Origin of the sequence: Herbaspirillum sp. SJZ106 (genome assembly GCF_006715495.1) — a bacterium.
GTDB lineage: Bacteria > Pseudomonadota > Gammaproteobacteria > Burkholderiales > Burkholderiaceae_D > Herbaspirillum.
On record NZ_VFNI01000001.1, the window covers coordinates 257,902 to 275,009 of the forward strand.

Consider the following 17,108-nt stretch of genomic DNA (forward strand, 5'->3'; position numbering starts at 1 on the left):
CCGTTTTCGCAGCTATTTGGCGCTTCGCTGATGCAGATCAAGCACGCATCGCAGCCGCGCTCGGCAGGCTTGCGCGCGGCCTTGTCAAGCAGGGTTTGCGTACGCAAAAACCGGCGAATTCGGAGCAGAGGAGCTCCCAACCTCCGGTAAAATGTGGCCCCATGACTACACCGCAATTCGTTCACCTCCGACTGCATTCGGAGTACTCCATCGTCGACGGCCTGGTGCGCATCGATGACGTCGTCCAGGCTGCCGCCAAGGATGGCCAGGCGGCGATGGCCGTCACCGATCTGGCCAACCTGTTCGGCATGGTCAAGTTCTACAAGGCCGCGCGCGGCAAGGGCATCAAGCCGATCGCCGGTTGCGACATCTGGATCACCAACGACGCCGACCGCGAAAAACCTGCGCGCCTGCTGCTGCTGGTCAAAAACCACCACGGCTACCTGCAGCTGTGCGAATTGCTGTCGCGCGCCTGGCTGGAAAATATTTACAAGGGCCGTGCCGAAGTGCGCATGGAATGGCTGGACGCATTGCGCCGCCAGGAAGGCGGCAACGGCCTGATCGCCTTGTCCGGCGCCCAGGGGGGCGACGTCGGCATCGCGATCGACAACAGCAACCTGGCGCTGGCCGAAGAATGCGCCAGGCGCTGGGCGGAGATTTTCCCGGGCGCCTACTACCTCGAGATCCAGCGCGCGGGCCATCCCAACATGGATATCCAGGTGCGCCAGACCGTCGCGCTGGGCGCCAGGCTGGGATTGCCGACAGTGGCCACGCACCCGATCCAGTTCCAGTCCACCGAAGAATTCATCGCCCACGAGGCGCGCACCTGCATCGCCGAAGGCGAGATCCTGGCCAATGCGCGCCGGGTACGCCGTTTCAACGACCAGCAATACTTCAAGTCGCAGGCCGAGATGGCCGAGCTGTTCGCCGACCTGCCGGGCGCCATCGCCAATACCATCGAGATCGCCAAGCGCTGCAACCTGGTGCTGCAGCTGGGCAAGCCGCAACTGCCGGACTTCCCCACGCCGGACGGCATGACCATCGACGACTTCCTGGTGGCGCAGACCAAGGCCGGCCTGGAACAACGCTTGAAGCACCTGTATCCGGACGAGGCCCAGCGCGAGAAGGAGCGCCCGCGCTACGAGGCGCGCCTGGAGTTCGAGAACAACACCATCATCAAGATGAAGTTCCCGGGCTACTTCCTGATCGTGGCCGACTTCATCCAGTGGGCCAAGAACAACGGCGTGCCGGTCGGCCCCGGCCGGGGTTCTGGCGCCGGTTCGCTGGTGGCCTATTGCCTCTTGATCACCGACCTCGATCCGCTGCGCTACAACCTGCTGTTCGAACGCTTCCTGAACCCGGAACGGGTCTCGATGCCCGACTTCGACATCGACTTCTGCCAGGAAGGCCGCGACCGCGTCATCCAATACGTGAAGGACCGCTACGGCAAGGAGGCGGTCTCGCAGATCGCTACCTTCGGCACCATGGCCGCCAAGGGCGCGGTGCGCGATGTGGGCCGCGTGCTCGACCTCGGCTACAACTTCTGCGACGGCATCTCCAAGCTGATCCCGTTCAAGCCGGGCAAGCTGGTGACGCTGGCCGACGCCATCGAGGAAGAGCCGCTGCTCAAGGAACGCCTGGAAAACGAAGAAGAGGTCAAGCAGTTGCTGGGCCTGGCCCAGCAGGTCGAAGGCATCGCCCGCAACATCGGCATGCACGCCGGCGGCGTGCTGATCGCTCCCGGCAAGCTGACCGACTTCTGCCCGCTCTACACGCAGGGCGGCGACGCCGGCGTGGTCTCGCAGTACGACAAGGACGACGTGGAAGCCGTCGGCCTGGTGAAGTTCGACTTTTTGGGCCTGACCACGCTGACCATCCTCGACCGCGCCGAACGCTACATCCGCATGCTCGACCCGGCCATGGCCGACTTCGACCTGGCCAAGCTGCCGTTGAACGACCGCGCTTCCTACGAGCTGCTGACCAAGGCCAAGACGGTCGCCGTGTTCCAGCTTGAAAGCCGCGGCATGCAAGGCATGCTGAAGGACGCGCGCCCCGACCGTTTCGAGGACATCATCGCGCTGGTGGCGTTGTACCGCCCGGGCCCGATGGACCTGATCCCCGACTTCTGCAAGCGCAAGCACGGCGAAGCCTTCGACTACCCGGACCCGCGCACCGAGGGCATCCTCTCCGAGACCTACGGCATCATGGTCTACCAGGAGCAGGTGATGCAGATGGCGCAGGTGATCGGCGGCTACTCGCTGGGCGGCGCCGACCTGCTGCGCCGCGCGATGGGCAAGAAGAAGGCCGAGGAAATGGCCAAGCACCGCGAGCTGTTCCGCGAGGGCGCCGCCAAGAACGGCCTGTCGACCGAGAAGGCCGACGAGATCTTCGACTTGATGGAAAAGTTCGCCGGCTACGGCTTCAACAAGTCGCACGCCGCCGCCTACGCGCTGCTGTCGTATTACACCGCCTACCTCAAGGCGCACCATCCGGCCGCGTTCATGGCAGCCAACTTGTCGCTGGCGATGGAAGACACCGACAAGGTCAAGATCCTGATCGAAGACGCGATCGACGTCTGCAAGCTGGCCATCCTGCCGCCCGACATCAACCTCTCGGACTACCGTTTCATGCCGGTGGGCGAACCGGGCAAGAAGGCCACGCAGATCCGTTACGGGCTGGGCGCCGTCAAGGGCGCCGGCCAGAACGCCATCGAATCCATTTTGGAGGCGCGCAAGGACGGCGGGCCGTTCAAGGATCTGTTCGACTTCGCCAAGCGCGTCGACAAGAAGCAGATCAACCGCCGCACCATCGACTCGCTGATCCGCGCCGGCGCTTTCGACTGCTTCAAGGTCGACCGCGCCATCCTGCAAGCCTCGGTCAACCTGGCCTGGGAAAGCGCGGAGCAGGCCGAGAAATCGGCCAACCAGGTCAGCCTGTTCGGCGGCGACGACAGCGACCTCGAAGCGCCGCTGGAATACGTGCAAGTCACGCCGTGGAGCGACAAGCAGCGCCTGACCGAAGAGAAGGGCGCGCTGGGCTTCTACCTGTCGGGTCACCTGTTCTCGGCTTACGAAAAGGAAGTGCGCCGTTTCGTGCGCACCAAGATCTCGAGCCTTGAGCCTTCGCGCGAGCCGCGCAGCATGGCCGGCATCATCACCGCCGTGCGGGTGCAGATGACCCAGCGCGGCAAGCTGGTGATCTGCACGCTGGACGACGGCACCGGCGTGATCGAAGCCACCATCTATAACGAAGTGTTCGAACCGTTCAAGCACCTGATCAAGGAAGACGAACTGCTGGTGGTGCAGGGCCGTGTTTCCGAAGACCGCTTCAACGGCGGATTGCGGGTCTCGGCCGAAAAGGTCATGGACCTGGGCGCGGCGCGCATCCAGTATGGCGTGCGCATGGTGGTGCAGATCAACAAAGCGGTCGATACCGCCTTGCTGCGCGACACGCTGTCAGCCCACCGCCAGGAGCAAGGCCTGCCGTTCGTAATGCGCTACCTGCAGCCGGACGCCGGCTGCGAGGTGGTGCTGGGAGATGCCTGGCGGATCAATCCCAGCGATAGCTTGCAGAGTTCGTTGGTGGCTTCGTTTGGGAAGGAAGCGGTGGTGGTGGAGTATTGAGAAAGATTGTCTTAGGAGAATGTGTTCTCTCGTAGATTTCATCGGGATGGTGGGTGCTGGCGATAAAAAAGATAGATGGGGGTAGAAAATGACATTTCACAAGATTTCCATAGTTGTTATTTCTCTGGTGGAGAGCCGGGACAGACGGAGATACATTGCAGAGCAATTTTCCAAAATTGGAAGGGAATTTCGGTTCTTCGATGCGGAGCGATTCAAGGAGTATCCCTCAGCGTATGACATGGTGACGCGCTGGAAGGTACATGGAAATCATTTGAACTTATCTGAGATCGGTTGCCATGACAGTCACTATCGAATTTGGGAGCAATTGGTTCAATCCAGTGATGAAACGTGGTGCATTCTTGAAGACGACGTTGAGCTGGGCGAGGATTTCTTGGCTACGCTGGATGCCATTGAACAGGTACCTTTCCCGTTTGGCATCATGCGTTTGTGCGACGTCGGCGGAGAAGACTCCTGGGTGGTCGCAACACTGTCGAATGGGAGCGTGGTAAAGGACCATCGCAAGCAACCTTTTGGTACCCAAGGCTATGTCATTCATCGGGATGCCGCTCGTATTCTATTGAATCATGCTCGCCGGATCGTCTACGCGATTGATGATCTGCTCAACCGAACCTGGGAGCATCGGGTCAGGACGTTGTCGATAACGCCATCTGTACTTGTGCATCGTAACGACCTGATGGGGACGACCATCGGCAGAGAGAAGGCCAAGCGCACTTTGTTCCAGAAACTCAAACGGGAGTTTTACATGGGGCGTGACAGTATGAATCGTCGAATACACGCATGGTACCGCCGACGAAAGGGGCGGCCAAATGGCGGCCAAAATCCGTCTTCCCAAAGAAATTCTGGATAAAGCCGTGTTTATAGTCGTCTTTCGCGGCGAGAACCCAGGTGTGACGATGGCTTTGGGTTGGGCTTCGGCAAAAGATATTTCACTTTTTGGGTTTTGTTTCGCATGAAGGTTTCACCCTACATCAAACGGTTGATCGAATATCACCGTCCGTACAAGAATCGTCTGATCCTGGCGTTCCTCGGTATGCTGGTGACGGCGACGACGGAACCGATCGTCGCGTATATCTTCAAGATCCTGCTGGACCACGGATTTGTCGAAAAACCTACATTCCCGTTGTGGCTGGTGCCGGTAGCGGTGATTGGCGCATTTGTTGCGCGCGGAGCATCGACTTTCCTGACTACTTACATGATGAGTTGGGTGTCTACGCGCATCCTCAATGAACTGCGGCAGACGATGTTCGACCGTATCTTGCATGTGGGCATTGATTTTCAGTCAGTGAAGTCGACTGGCAGCACGATCAACTCGATCATGTTCGAAGTCCAGCAGATCATCGACATGGTGACCAAGATCTTCATCTCAATGATCCGTTGCACACTGACGATTGCGGGGCTGCTGGCGTACATGCTTTACATTAGTTGGACCCTGACGCTGATTGCTTTGGTGCTAATGCCGCTGATGACTTTCCTGGTGCGCTTGACCGGCAAGCGCCTTAAGCGTCTGAACAAGGATTCGCTGACGGTGAATGCCGAACTGACCCAGGTAATCGAGGAAACTACCCGCGCCCAACAGGTGGTGAAGATATTCGGTGGTCAAGCCTACGAGCAGCGCCGGTTCCACGAAAAGGCTGAGAAGCTGCGCCGCTACAGCATGCGGATGGTAAGCGTGTTTGCGGCCACAGTGCCGTTGACGCAGATCATGACGGCCTGCGCCATGTCGGTGATGATCATGCTGGCGCTGATTCAGGCCAGCCATAACGAAATCACCGTAGGTGGTTTTATTTCTTTCTTTACCGCGATGATCGCGTTGCTGGCTCCCTTGAAGCAGTTGGCGGAGGTGAACGGCCCGCTGCAACGTGGCATGGCGGCGGCCGAAGCAGTGTTTGCGCTGATCGACAGTCCGCTTGAACGTACTAACGGCCGCGATCTGGAAGCGCGTGCCGAGGGGAACTTGCGGTTCGTCGGTGTAAGTTTTCATTATCGTGAACAGGGGCGAGAGGCGCTGTCGAATATCGATCTCGATATTCGCGCTGGCCAGACCGTGGCGTTCGTGGGCATGTCAGGCGGCGGCAAGACTACTCTGGTAAACCTGATCCCGGGTTTCTATTCGGCGACTTCCGGCCGCATCCTGCTGGATGGTGTCTGTCTGGAAGACATTTCCCTGCGCAGCTTGCGTAACCAGATTGCCATGGTTAGCCAGCATGTGGTGCTGTTCGACGACACCGTCGCCGCCAACATCGCTTATGGCGACGATGCTCCCGATATGGACAAGGTGCTGGCAGCGATCAGTGCGGCGCATCTTGACGATGTCGTTGCTGGACTGCCGCAAGGGTTGGACACATCGGTCGGCGACAACGGTAGCCGTCTCTCAGGCGGCCAGCGTCAGCGGCTGGCGATTGCGCGTGCGATTTACAAGAATGCGCCTATCCTGATTCTGGATGAAGCCACCTCGGCCCTGGATACTGAATCTGAGCGCGCGGTACAGGCCGCGTTGGATCAGTTGATGAAGAACCGCACCACGCTGGTGATTGCACACAGGCTTTCCACCATCGAGCGTGCCGATCGTATCGTGGTGCTGTCGGAAGGCCGGATTGTGGAGTCTGGCACTCATGCAGAATTGCTGAGTAAGCAAGGCGCTTACGCCAGTCTGTATCGCATGCAGTTTTCCGACGAAGGCAAATGATAAGGCTGGCGATGTTGAGGCAGTATGCGGGGGCATACGGGATCGCACAGGATGCTCGGCATCCCGATGACAACTACGGTTCCGCAGAGGACACGATATGCAATTGATTTCTCATGATCGGCTGGCAAAAGCCGACAAGATTCTCTTCATCGCCCACCTGGCGATTGGGGACTTCACTTATTTGCAGAATTGTTTCAAGGCTTTCGCCGAAGCGTATCCGCATATTGGGATCCATTTGTGGATAGATGAGGTGCGGCGTACTGACGATCAGACCAAATGGGGTTATCTCAAAAACTACGCCTTGTATGATTGGGCCGAAAATTGTCCGTTCTTCGCGAAAGTCTATCGGCGCACTTACAGTCCTGCATTGCTGGAGGAGTCTATTGACGAAGCATGTGCTGAGCGTTATCCGCTGGTAGTATCGTTGGCTACGTTGCGTCCGCAGCAATATGCGCGCTTGGCGCGTCGTTGCGGCCCGGATGCTTGGGTTGTCGGGATGCGCCGCAAGATCCGCTGGTTCGCGCCTTCGGACATATTCGCTTATCGCCGGCTGGACGCCTGCTTTGTACCATTTCAGGCTTTCCCTGGATATCACATCACAAATGAATATGCCGATTGGTTCAGTCAACTGGCCGGTGTGACGATGAGCATGCAGCAGCGTTTTCCCTTCATTGACATCCCGCAGCAGTGGCAGGATGATGCGCGCCGGCAGTTGGCTAACTGGGGTTTCACTGGAGAGCGGAATGGTGCTGCGCCGCTGATATTCATTAATCCTTTTGCCAAGACGAAGAAGCGCTGCTGGCCGGTGACCAGGGTGGTGGAACTGATCACTGCACTGCAGGCAGAGGGCCGCTGGCGTAATGCGCATTTCATCATTAACGCTACACCGCAAGAAATTGAACAGGCGCGCCAGGAAATTGCTGATCGCCTGCCCGCCCGTACGGTGTGGTTTAGCGCCGATTGCAATTTCTACCAGTTGCCGGCGGTGCTCCAATGCTGTGACCTAGTGGTTTCCGTGGAAACCGCAGTGATGCACCTGGCCAATGCTGTCCATGTTCCGGTGGTAGCGCTGATGCGCCGCAAGAACCCGGAATGGGCGCCGTTCGACAAGGCGCAGAGCAAAGTAGTAATGGCCGCGCGTCGCGCCGACTGGATCGATGCAGTGTCGGTATCTCAGGTGATGGACGTTATGGAGGCCTTGTGATGCAATCCTTGTCCAATATCTCAGTCGATCCGGGCCGCGTGCAGGCCGACGATTCCTTCCACGTGGTGTTTTGCGTCGATGACCGCTATTTTCGCTGCATGGGTGCAACGATCGCGTCTATCCTTGAACACAATCCACAGCGCCATTTTACATTCCATGTGATGGCGACCAAGGTGTCGGCGTTCAACAGCCAGCGTTTCGAAAGCTTATCCTCCCGCCTTGGCATACGCACATGCATCCACCTACTGGATCCGTCGATGTTCGAGCGTTTCGAACCATACACTCGTTCGTCCTATTATTCGTCTGCCATTTTCACCCGCTTGGTGATTCCGGACGTGCTGAAGTCCTATACGGATCGTGTGCTCTACCTGGATGCCGACATCCTATGTATGGGCAGCATTGATGCGTTGGCCGGCCTGGATCTGGGAGATGACATTGTGGCCGTGGTACCAGACGCCAAAGTGACCACCGAGCGTCGCGTGGCGGCCCTGCAGCTCAAATATCCGCGCTACTTTAATTCGGGTATGCTGTACATCAACATTTCACGCTGGCTCGACGCGGGAATCAGCCAGCAGACTATCGATGCTTTTCTCAAGAACGGCGAACGCTTCCGCTTTCCCGATCAGGATGCCCTCAATGTGGTGCTGGACGGGCGCGCACGGTTCATTGATATCCGCTGGAATTATCTATACGGCCTGGTTGGCGACCTCGAAGGCAACCGGCCTGCGCTTGGAATTGATCCGGGCGCGGCTACCTTCATCCACTTTGCAGGATCGGTCAAGCCATGGGGGGCATGGTGCGGCCACGATTCGGTCAAACTGTTCGAACACTACCACGCCCAATCGGCCTGGTCTGACCTGCCGCTGGACATGCAGCCGCAAAACTACAAGGAAGCCCGGATGCATTCACGCTTCCTGTGGGCGCGCGGCAAGCGGCTGGAGAGTTTGCGATGGTATGCGCACTATCTCAGGATGCGACGTCACCGGTGAGCGAATCCAGTGCCTGTAGTGGCGCGCTACCAACGCGACAGCGTTGCGCCGCGACGCCAATTGTTTGAACTGCACTTTTCCGAACTCCCGAAAATACCTTATGTCTCAACAATTGATTTCTCCCGAGTTGCTGCAAAAATCCGACAAGATCCTGTTTGTGGCCCACCTTGCCCTGGGCGATTTCACCTATATGCAGAACTGCTTCCGCGCTTTCGCGCGTGTCTATCCACATATCCGTATGCACTTGTGGATCGATGAAGTACGTCGCACGTCGGATCAATCGAAGTGGTTGCACTTGAAAAAATACGCGCTGTACGACTGGGTACGTACTACCGGCATGTTTGAGCGTATCTATGACCAGACCTACAGTCCGCATCTCTATAAGGAGTCGATCCTCCAGGCGCAGGCCGAGAATTATCCCATCGTGGTTTCCTTCGCCGTGCTGGTTCGACACCTTTATGCGGAACTGGTGCGCAAGTTGAGCCCGCAGGGCTTTGTGGTAGCGCAGAAGAAGCGCGTGCGCTTGTTGGATATCCGCAAGCATCTCGCTTATCGCAAGCTGGATGCCTTCATTCCTGCTTACAAATCATCCGAGCTGCGCGGTGAACATATCAGTGCGCTGTATGCTTCCTGGTTCGAACAACTGTTCGGTATTGTCACCACGGCGCAGGAGCGTTTCCCCTATGTCGAAGTTCCCGCCCTCTGGCGGCAGCGCGCGCAAGCCGATCTCGCAGCCCAAGGTGTTCCGGGCAGCGCCCGCTTGGTGTTCCTTAATGCGTTTTCGAAATCGGATGAGCGTAGTTGGCCGCTGGAACGTATGTTCGAACTGTCGCAGCGCATGCGCCAGATGCCTGCGTGGCGCGATGCTAGGTTCATCGTCAATGTGGTGCCGGAAAAGATGGATCAGGCGCGCCGCATGTTGGACAAATCCAAGGTGGAGAATGTAACGTTGTTCAGTGCCGAGGAAAACTTCTTCCAGCTCCCTGCGGTATTGGGCCTGTGCAGCCTGATTATCTCGGTCGAGACGGCGGTGATGCACCTGGCCAATGCGGTGCATGTACCGGTCATCGCACTGATGCGCCAGACCAGTCCGGAGTGGGTGCCCATCGATGCTGCAAACAGCACGATCATTAGCGCCAAAAGGCGTAAGGGCTGGATCACGGAAATCGAGGTTGACGAGGTACTGGCTTGCGTGGCCGAGCGCCAAGAGTCGGGTGCCTAGCGTACGTTCAGAGCACCCGGGACGTCAAGCGCCCGTGATGAATCATGTTGTAGATTTTCAGCCATAGGGGATGAAGAGGCATGTTCAAACCCTTGTGGCCATGATGGCCGAAAGCGTCGAACAGTTTGCCTTCGCAACTGAAGCGGGCCGCCAGTTCCACCGGAGGAAAATGGATGCCAGACTCTTCCAGATAGGGACGCTGGTATTGGCAGATCACCACATCTTCATTATCTGTGGCCTGGATATTGGCGTCTTCAGCCAGTAATTTTTGCAGGCGCTTGCTGCGCAGGGAAAATCCCCCGTTGCCTACGCGATGCATGCGGTGCCGTTCGCCTTTGGTGAGATGTTCGGGCCAGGGAGCGCCGATATAGTCGTACGCCAGGAACTCCTGGTTCCACAGTGTGTGCTTCCAAACGAATCCATCCCATTGGGCAACCAGAACATAATCGGTATCGAAATAACGGTCGAGATCCTTCATCACGAATTTCGAGTAGGATTCGATCGAACGCAACGGCTCGATCTTGACCACGCCCGGATCACTGGACTCAAAATGTGTCAGCAGCTTTGCGTCGCCGAACTCACAGTAGAACAGGCAATGATTGAAAGCACGCCTGGCGCGCGCATAGTTGACACAATCGATGACGACCAGCGTTACATCCGGTAATGGGATCCGCTCGACTTTACCGAACAGGGGGAAACCGAATTTGAATATCTTGTTGCGGAGTTTTTGTTGTAGCCAGGATTGCATGTCGAGTGCCGTCGTTCAAAGAGGAAGAGAAGACTGGTTTAACCGATAGTCCTCGGTGTCAGTCTGTGCACAAGGCAAGCTCCTGTTTCCTGCGATATATGTGTGAAAATAGTATGGCCGTGAATATAGCGTAAAAATTGTCGCTGGCGCCCCACATGAAAGTGACGTCGGTCAATCCGAAGACGATGAAACCCACGCACATCATGAGCCCCATCGCGCCGACAGCCTGCAGCTCATGGTCGGTGCTCCTTAGTTTTCTGGCGAAGTAGATGCCAGGCACCAGATACAACGCCAGCAGACCGGCCAGCCCGAAGCTGCCGAGGGTTGCCATGTTATAGAAAACCTCATTATGCGAATGAATCTGGCGCGCGATGACCGGGGATATCTTGCCTTCACGGCCAAGACCTTGCAGGGTCGACTGGAAATTTTCGCGACCGATGCCGATCAGCGGATGATCAAGGAAGAGTGCGAAGGATGTCTTCCACAGGCCGAAACGGGTTCCTACCGAGGTGTCGGAAGTATTGTCCTTGGAATAGGTGGCGATGTCCTGTTGGGCTGCGTGGATGCGCTGCTGCACCTGTGGACTAAGGCAGAATAGGATGATCAGCACAGCGACGATGCACAGGGTGAACAAGGCCTTTTTCCACAGTTCGAAGCGGTTGAACATGATCGTGGCTGCGATGGCGGCAAGGAATGGAATCGCTAGCCAGGTGCCGCGTGTACCGGAGACGTAGGCTGCATAAAGCGAACCGATGAAAGCCAGTATTTTCAGTAGATTACTGACGCAGCGAACACCGTAACTGCCCGATGTGTACTTGATTGACACCAGCGAAAAGAAACCCATCAGCAGCGTCATATCGGCGAATTCAATAATAGGCATAAAGTCGACGTATTCCCCGCGGGTAGTGCCGCCGTCGGTAATAATATACATCTTGACAGTGCACATCAGGGCGGCTGCCACGTAGCTCCATTGGAACCAACGGTACATCTGTGGTGTGCAATGCAGGCAGGCCCAGGCGATCAGCACGAACAGGCCCATGCGCGACGGATAGTCTAAGGAGCGGGCGACGAAATCTTGTGAGATCAACTGATTCAAGAGAACGGCGAGCATCATGCCAGCCATGGCCAAATGTAGTAGCCAGAATTTGCTGATGAACTGCTTGAATCCCATTCCATCATGTCGAGTGCGTAAGGCCAGCGATATGAACGCCATTAGCAGCAATCCGTAGAATCCGAGGTTGCCTGCTTTGCGGCCAATCAGGAGCAGACTGGAAGAAGTGACAAGGATAATGAAAACGATCCAGCGGAATGACAAGATTTGGTTCTTCATGTTAAACGGCGTGTGTTCTTATCTTGATGATGATCGTCGTACGAGGGTACGTAATACTACTTGTTGCTACTCATGGTGGCGATCAGGCCATTTTATGTTTGTGGTGACACTAGATACTATATGTGCGGCGCGATGCAAATATCTAACATTCATGTAATGGTACGTTCATTCATATTTTTATCTTGCAACATTAAAATTCTGAACCGAGCCGTTTTTATATCTTGGTCACATCTTCCGCCATCCTGCCGCAAACGTTGAAACATTCTTCAATTGTCTGATTTACATCAGAATAATGTCGTACTGCTCCTGCTGATAATCACTCTGCACTTGCAACGAAATCGGCTTGCCGATGAAATCCCCCAGCATCGCCAGGTGCTGCGACTCCTCTTCCAGGAACATGTCCACCACCACTTGCGAGGCCAGGATGCGGAATTCGCGTGGGTTGAATTGCTTGGCTTCGCGCATCACCTCGCGCAGGATCTCGTAGCATACCGTGCGCGAGGTTTTGACCTGGCCGCGGCCCTTGCAGGCGGGGCAGGTTTCGCACAGGATGTGGGCCAGCGATTCGCGGGTGCGCTTGCGGGTCATTTCCACCAGGCCCAGCGTCGAGAATCCGGATACCGAGATCTTGGTGCGGTCGCGCTGCAAGGCGCGGCCCAGTTCGGCCAGCACCGCGGCGCGGTGCTCGGTGCTTTCCATGTCGATGAAATCGAGGATGATGATGCCGCCCAGGTTGCGCAGGCGCAACTGGCGCGCGATGGCGTGCGCCGCTTCCAGGTTGGTCTTGAAAATGGTGTCGTCGAAGTTGCGGCCGTTGACGAAGCTGCCGGTGTTGACGTCGATGGTGGTCATGGCCTCGGTCTGGTCGACGATCAGGTAACCGCCCGATTTGAGATCCACGCGCCTGCCCAGCGCGCGTTCGATCTCTTCTTCCACGCCGTACAGGTCGAATAACGGACGTTCGCCGCGGTAGTGCGCGAGCTTGGTCAGTACCGATGGCGTGTAGAGCGTGCCGAACTCCTGCAGCATGCGGAAGTTCTCGCGCGAGTCGACCTGGATGGTCGCGGTGTCGTCGTTGACGAAGTCGCGCAGCACGCGCTGGGCCAGGGAGAGATCCTGGTGCAGCAGCGTGGGCGCCGGATTGGTTTTGCTTTGGCTGACGATGGTGGCCCAGGTCTTGCGCAGGTACTCGACGTCCATTTGCAGGTCGGAGTCCGAGGCGTCCTCGGCCATGGTGCGGATGATGAAGCCGCCTTTCTCTTCCGGCGGCAGCAGCGCCTGCACCTTGCTGCGCAACAGTTCGCGTTCGGCTTCGTTCTCGATGCGCTGGGAGATGCCGATGTGCTTGTCCTGCGGCAGGTAGACCAGCATGCGGCCGGCGATCGATATCTGCGTGGACAGGCGTGCGCCCTTGGTGCCGATCGGATCCTTGATGACTTGCACGGTCACGGTCTGGCCGTCGTGCAGCAGCTTCTCGATGGCGATGGCCGGGGCGTTCTGGCCATCGTGCGGCCGCGCTTCCCAGATGTCGGCCACGTGCAGGAAGGCCGCGCGTTCCAGGCCGATGTCGATGAAGGCCGACTGCATGCCAGGCAGCACGCGCACGACTTTGCCCAGGTAAATATTGCCCGCCAGGCCGCGCGAGAGCGTACGCTCGATGTGCAGCTCCTGCACCGCGCCCTGCAGGATCAGCGCCACGCGCGTCTCCTGCGGGGTGATGTTGATCAGAATATCTTCGCTCATAGGATTCGAACGCCCGCTTTTTGTAATAGTTGCGCCGTCTCGAACAGCGGCAAGCCCATGATACCGGAATGGCTGCCGACGATATTGGAGACGAACATCGAAGCCAGTCCCTGGATGCCGTAGGCGCCGGCCTTGTCGTAGGGCTCAAGCGTGTTGCAGTAGGCGGCGATGGCGTCGGCGCCGAGTTCGGCGAAGCTGACGTCGGATTGCTGGGTGATTTGCCAGACCTCGGTTTCCACGCCGATGGTCAGTCCCACGGCGATGCTGGTCAGCACCTGGTGGGTGCGGCCGGACAGGCGGGTGATCATCCGTACTGCTTCGTCATGGTCGGCCGGCTTGCCCAGGATCAGTTGGTCGATCACCACCGTGGTGTCGGCCGCGAGGATGGGGCGATGCGGCAGTTGGCGCAGGATCATGGTCTGCTGCGCGCTGTTGAGTTTGTCGCGCGTGACGCGGGCGACATAATCCAGCGGGCTCTCGTCGGGCAGCACGCTTTCATCGACTTCCTTCTCCGACAGCAGCAGCTCGAAATCGATGCCGATCTGGCGCAGCAGCTCGCGTCGGCGCGGGCTCTTGGAGGCCAGGTAGATTTTTTGGTCCGCTGGTTTCATTCAGCCATAGGCAATGGTTATAGACATCAGGCGCGGTGATACGGGTGATTCTGGGTAATCGACCACGCCCGGTACAGTTGTTCTGCCAGCATTACCCGCACCATCCCATGCGGCAGGGTCATGCTGGAAATGCGTATCAACGTGTCGGCGCCGGCCTTGAAGCCGGGATCGAGCCCGTCGGCGCCGCCGATGACGAAAGCGACGTCGCGTCCGTCCTGCTGCCATTGCACCAGCTGTTGCGATAATTGGACGGAGGTCCAGTCGCGGCCGCGCTCGTCGAGGGCGATCACGCGCGCGCCCTTGGGCAGCGCCGCCTCGATCTTCTCGCGCTCCTGCGCCATCACGGTTTCGGCCGTGCGGCTGCCGGAACGTTCGACGGGTTTGATTTCCTTGAGCAGGATGCGGCATTCAGGCGGCATGCGCTTGGCATATTCCTGAAAGCCGGTTTCGATCCAGGCCGGCATCTTGTGGCCGACCGCCGCGATGATCAGTTGCATCGATCGCGGAGCGGTTTAGGCTTTGGCGCGCTTGGCAGCCGGTTTCTTGGCGGTTGCGCTCTTGGCTGCCGCCACGCGCACGGTCTTGCCGGCCGGCGTCTTGGGCGCGGCGGTCTTGCTGCCGGCCTTGGCGGTGCTGCTGCGGGTCGTGGTGGTCTTGGTCTTGGGCGCGGTGGCCTTGGTGCCGGTGGTAGTGCGTGTGGTGCGCGTGGTCGCGGCAGTGCCTGCGGTACGCCTGGACGCCGTGGCGGCAGTACCGGTGGCGGTGGTGGTGCGCGGCTTGCGGGCCGGCTTTTTCGGCGCGTCGTCGTCATCGTCCAGCGCCTGGCTGGCTTCGACGGCCTCGGCCTGTGCCCTGGTGCGGCGGATCTTGGGGGCCGCGGTCTCGCCAGCCTGATCGGCGACGCGCTTGGCAGCGGCCGAAGTGCCGGTGCGCTTGGCGGCGCCCAGCTTGACTTCCTTGTCGCCCCAGATCTCTTCCAGGCGGTAATAGGTACGGATCGCAGGCTGCATGATGTGGACGATCATGTCGCCCAGGTCGACCAGCACCCATTCGCCGGTGTCTTCGCCTTCGATGCTGATGACATTGCCGCCCTTGGCCTTGACCTTGTCGCGCACCGACGAGGCGAGCGCCTTGGTCTGGCGGTTCGAGGTGCCGGAGGCGATCGCCACGCGGTCAAACAGGCTGGTCAGGTGGGTGGTGTCGAAGATGCGGATTTCTTGCGCTTTGACGTCTTCCAGCGCGTCCACGACCAGGGTTTGCAGTTTTTTGATGTCCATTATTGAGTTCGGTACAGATGTTGTTGTTCGATATAGTCTAGCACCCTGCCCGGAATCAGCGAATCGGGTCGGATGCCGCGTTGCAGCTGGGCACGGATTTCAGTCGACGAGATATCGACCGCCAGCCCGAGGGCCAGGTAGCCGTATCCGTGCGTGGTGCTGCGGATCTCTTGCGGCGCAGCGCTGCGCCGCTTGAATTCTTCTCTCACGGCCGGCGGCACGTGAGCGTCGGCCAGCTCGAAGCCGGGCCGGGAGGCCGCGCACAGGTGCGCATACTCAAACAGTTCCTGCCAGTGCTGCCAGGTATCCAGGTGCTGCAACTGGTCGGCGCCCATCAGGAACACGATGGATACCTCCGGCCCCAGCTCGGCACGCAGTGCGCGCAGGGTATCGATGGTATAGGTCGCGCTGGTGCGGCGGATTTCCTGCTCATCGATGACCACCGGTACCTGCTGGCGATCGAAGGCGCGCCTGACCATCTCCACGCGATCGCTCGGCGCGGCCTGCAAGCCGTGCTTCTGCCACGGGTTGCCGGTAGGAATGATACGCAGCTCGTCAGGCTGGAGCAGTTGCACGAAATGCTCGGCCAAGAAAACATGGCCATTGTGCACCGGATCGAAGCTGCCGCCGAGCACGGCAATGCAGCGCTGTGCCACCTCCGCAGGCGGCGCCATTACAGCCATTCCTTGTGCACCAGGAAGTCCGAGTACAGCTGCGCTTCGGCGCTGCCGGGCTCGGGTTGCCAGTTGTAGCGCCATTTCACCAGGGGCGGCATCGACATCAGGATCGATTCCGTGCGTCCGCCCGACTGCAGGCCGAACAGCGTGCCGCGGTCGAACACCAGGTTGAATTCGACATAACGGCCGCGGCGGTAGGCCTGGAAGTCGCGTTCGCGCTCGCCATAGGGCATGTCGCGGCGCGCCTGCAGGATCGGCAGGTAGGCGTCCAGGAAAGCGTCGCCCACGCTGCGCTGCATGGCGAAGGCCTCCTCGAATGGCAGCGCGTTGAAATCGTCGAAGAAGATGCCGCCTACGCCGCGCGGCTCCTGGCGGTGCTTCAGGTAGAAATATTCGTCGCACCATTGCTTGAAGCGCGCATAGAGATCGTCGCCATAGGGCGCCAGCGCGTCGCGGCAGGTGCGGTGGAAATGTCGCGCGTCTTGAGCGAAGCCGTAATAGGGCGTCAGGTCCATGCCGCCGCCGAACCACCATACCGGCTCTTCCCCCTGCGCATGGGTGGTGAAGAAACGCACGTTCATGTGCACCGTCGGGATGTACGGGTTGCGCGGATGCAGCACCAGCGACACACCCATCGCCTCCCACTCGCGTCCGGCGATATGCGGGCGGTTGGCCGCGGCCGAAGGCGGCAGGTTCTTGCCCATCACATGTGAAAAGCCCACGCCGCCGCGCTCCAGCACATTGCCTTCTTCCAGCAGCCGCGAGGTGCCGCCGCCGCCTTCGGGGCGCACCCACGAATCGGACAGGAAGGACTTGCCGTCGGCCTGCTCAAGGGCGGCGACGATGCGCTGTTGCAAATCCTGCAGGTAGGCCTTGACGGAGGAGGTGGTGCTTTGTGCGTTGGGGGAGGTGGTCACGGCGTGTCGCTCTGGGGCACGTAATGAGTTCTAAACCCCGAGATTGTACCTTGCCAGGCC

Annotated in this window: 14 protein-coding genes; 6 read left to right on the forward strand and 8 right to left on the reverse strand. The window is 58.8% G+C overall.

What is annotated here, in order from left to right; all coding sequences use genetic code 11:
- Positions 1 to 161: 161 nt before the first annotated feature.
- From dnaE to FB598_RS01190, 6 genes are all read left to right on the forward strand, one after another.
- Positions 162 to 3,623, forward strand: coding sequence for a DNA polymerase III subunit alpha (gene dnaE, locus FB598_RS01165; RefSeq protein ID WP_141911811.1), 3,462 nt, complete (start codon positions 162 to 164; stop codon positions 3,621 to 3,623).
- 88 nt (positions 3,624 to 3,711) lie between these two features.
- Complete coding sequence (locus FB598_RS01170; RefSeq protein ID WP_141911813.1) at positions 3,712 to 4,491, forward strand: glycosyltransferase family 25 protein; 780 nt, start codon at positions 3,712 to 3,714, stop codon at positions 4,489 to 4,491.
- A 102-nt stretch (positions 4,492 to 4,593) separates the two neighbouring features.
- Entirely contained in the window at positions 4,594 to 6,330 is a 1,737-nt protein-coding gene (msbA, locus tag FB598_RS01175; RefSeq protein WP_141911816.1) for a lipid A export permease/ATP-binding protein MsbA, read from the forward strand.
- 97 nt (positions 6,331 to 6,427) lie between these two features.
- A complete protein-coding gene (locus FB598_RS01180; protein ID WP_141911819.1) occupies positions 6,428 to 7,534 on the forward strand; it encodes a glycosyltransferase family 9 protein in 1,107 nt (368 codons plus the stop codon).
- Positions 7,534 to 8,523, forward strand: coding sequence for a glycosyltransferase family 8 protein (locus FB598_RS01185; RefSeq protein ID WP_141911822.1), 990 nt, complete (start codon positions 7,534 to 7,536; stop codon positions 8,521 to 8,523). The genes FB598_RS01180 and FB598_RS01185 overlap by 1 nt, the downstream gene beginning before the upstream one ends.
- 100 nt (positions 8,524 to 8,623) lie before the next feature.
- Positions 8,624 to 9,745, forward strand: a complete 1,122-nt coding sequence (locus FB598_RS01190; protein ID WP_141911825.1) for a glycosyltransferase family 9 protein — start codon at positions 8,624 to 8,626, stop codon at positions 9,743 to 9,745.
- A gap of 7 nt (positions 9,746 to 9,752) precedes the next feature.
- Here FB598_RS01190 and FB598_RS01195 read toward each other — a convergent pair whose 3' ends face one another.
- From FB598_RS01195 to hemF, 8 genes are all read right to left on the reverse strand, one after another.
- Positions 9,753 to 10,493 carry a DUF5672 family protein gene (locus FB598_RS01195; RefSeq protein ID WP_141911827.1) on the reverse strand — a complete coding sequence of 247 codons (741 nt, stop codon included), beginning with the start codon at positions 10,491 to 10,493 and terminating at the stop codon, positions 9,753 to 9,755.
- Between the two features lie 58 nt (positions 10,494 to 10,551).
- Positions 10,552 to 11,823: an O-antigen ligase gene (locus FB598_RS01200; protein ID WP_141911829.1), complete on the reverse strand. Its 1,272-nt coding sequence runs from the start codon at positions 11,821 to 11,823 to the stop codon at positions 10,552 to 10,554.
- A gap of 279 nt (positions 11,824 to 12,102) precedes the next feature.
- Positions 12,103 to 13,566 (reverse strand): ribonuclease G, encoded by a 1,464-nt coding sequence (rng, locus tag FB598_RS01205; protein ID WP_141911832.1) that lies wholly within the window; start codon positions 13,564 to 13,566, stop codon positions 12,103 to 12,105.
- Positions 13,563 to 14,177: a nucleoside triphosphate pyrophosphatase gene (locus FB598_RS01210; RefSeq protein ID WP_141911834.1), complete on the reverse strand. Its 615-nt coding sequence runs from the start codon at positions 14,175 to 14,177 to the stop codon at positions 13,563 to 13,565. Before FB598_RS01210 ends, rng begins: the two co-directional genes overlap by 4 nt.
- A 26-nt stretch (positions 14,178 to 14,203) precedes the next feature.
- Positions 14,204 to 14,674 carry a 23S rRNA (pseudouridine(1915)-N(3))-methyltransferase RlmH gene (gene rlmH, locus FB598_RS01215; RefSeq protein ID WP_141911836.1) on the reverse strand — a complete coding sequence of 157 codons (471 nt, stop codon included), beginning with the start codon at positions 14,672 to 14,674 and terminating at the stop codon, positions 14,204 to 14,206.
- 15 nt (positions 14,675 to 14,689) lie between these two features.
- Positions 14,690 to 15,454 (reverse strand): ribosome silencing factor, encoded by a 765-nt coding sequence (gene rsfS / locus FB598_RS01220; RefSeq protein WP_141911838.1) that lies wholly within the window; start codon positions 15,452 to 15,454, stop codon positions 14,690 to 14,692.
- Positions 15,454 to 16,128 (reverse strand): nicotinate-nucleotide adenylyltransferase, encoded by a 675-nt coding sequence (locus FB598_RS01225; protein WP_141911841.1) that lies wholly within the window; start codon positions 16,126 to 16,128, stop codon positions 15,454 to 15,456. Before FB598_RS01225 ends, rsfS begins: the two co-directional genes overlap by 1 nt.
- Complete coding sequence (gene hemF / locus FB598_RS01230; RefSeq protein WP_141911843.1) at positions 16,128 to 17,048, reverse strand: oxygen-dependent coproporphyrinogen oxidase; 921 nt, start codon at positions 17,046 to 17,048, stop codon at positions 16,128 to 16,130. The genes FB598_RS01225 and hemF overlap by 1 nt, the downstream gene beginning before the upstream one ends.
- Between the last annotated feature and the right edge of the window lie 60 nt (positions 17,049 to 17,108).

Coding starts and splice junctions, on each gene's coding strand:
- rng (WP_141911832.1), bottom strand. CDS start 13,566: ATGAGCGAAGATATTCTGATCAACATCACCCCGCAGGAGACGCGCGTG.
- msbA (WP_141911816.1), top strand. CDS start 4,594: ATGAAGGTTTCACCCTACATCAAACGGTTGATCGAATATCACCGTCCG.
- FB598_RS01200 (WP_141911829.1), bottom strand. CDS start 11,823: ATGAAGAACCAAATCTTGTCATTCCGCTGGATCGTTTTCATTATCCTT.
- FB598_RS01210 (WP_141911834.1), bottom strand. CDS start 14,177: ATGAAACCAGCGGACCAAAAAATCTACCTGGCCTCCAAGAGCCCGCGC.
- FB598_RS01185 (WP_141911822.1), top strand. CDS start 7,534: ATGCAATCCTTGTCCAATATCTCAGTCGATCCGGGCCGCGTGCAGGCC.
- FB598_RS01225 (WP_141911841.1), bottom strand. CDS start 16,128: ATGGCGCCGCCTGCGGAGGTGGCACAGCGCTGCATTGCCGTGCTCGGC.
- FB598_RS01170 (WP_141911813.1), top strand. CDS start 3,712: ATGACATTTCACAAGATTTCCATAGTTGTTATTTCTCTGGTGGAGAGC.
- dnaE (WP_141911811.1), top strand. CDS start 162: ATGACTACACCGCAATTCGTTCACCTCCGACTGCATTCGGAGTACTCC.
- FB598_RS01180 (WP_141911819.1), top strand. CDS start 6,428: ATGCAATTGATTTCTCATGATCGGCTGGCAAAAGCCGACAAGATTCTC.
- FB598_RS01190 (WP_141911825.1), top strand. CDS start 8,624: ATGTCTCAACAATTGATTTCTCCCGAGTTGCTGCAAAAATCCGACAAG.
- rsfS (WP_141911838.1), bottom strand. CDS start 15,454: ATGGACATCAAAAAACTGCAAACCCTGGTCGTGGACGCGCTGGAAGAC.
- FB598_RS01195 (WP_141911827.1), bottom strand. CDS start 10,493: ATGCAATCCTGGCTACAACAAAAACTCCGCAACAAGATATTCAAATTC.
- rlmH (WP_141911836.1), bottom strand. CDS start 14,674: ATGCAACTGATCATCGCGGCGGTCGGCCACAAGATGCCGGCCTGGATC.